The sequence below is a fragment of the Tamlana crocina genome (genome assembly GCF_012037625.1).
The window spans coordinates 1-464 of sequence record NZ_JAAVJS010000217.1 but is presented as its reverse complement, the minus strand read 5'-3'; the positions used below and the strand labels follow the sequence as shown (position 1 = coordinate 464).

The 464-nt window shown below is 41.8% G+C and carries 1 protein-coding gene; it reads left to right on the top strand.

Going from position 1 to position 464, the window contains the following annotated elements:
• Positions 1 to 29: 29 nt before the first annotated feature.
• Positions 30 to 464: 2'-5' RNA ligase family protein (locus HC176_RS16395; protein WP_167920073.1), on the top strand; the 435-nt coding region annotated here is incomplete at its 3' end.

The window sequence follows — 464 nt, the reverse complement described above, 5'->3', positions numbered from 1 at the left end:
CTTACCCGAATGGTGTAAACTTCCCAAAAATGGCAAATTCTAAAGCTCTTTATTTTGCCGCCATCCTTCCTCCGGCGCAGATCAGCGAAAAGATTTACAACCTGAAGCTGGAATTCAAAGAAAGATTTTCTGCTTCCCATGCCCTTAAGTTACCAGCACATCTCACGCTGATTCCTCCTGCCTGGCTCAAAAATGAAGAGGAAAAGACCTTTGTAAATGCTTTGGAAACTGTAATAAACAAACAGGCGTCATTTTTTATAACATTAAAGGATTTTGGGCATTTTGGGCAGCGGGCAATCTTTATTAATGCTATTGATTCCAGGTCGATAACCGAACTTCATCAAAATCTGCTTCAGGAGCTAACCGAATTTCTACCTATTGATAATAGAAACAAACTGCATCCACATCTTACCCTTGCCACCCGGGATTTAACCCGCGAAAATTTCCGAACAGCCTGGGAGGAA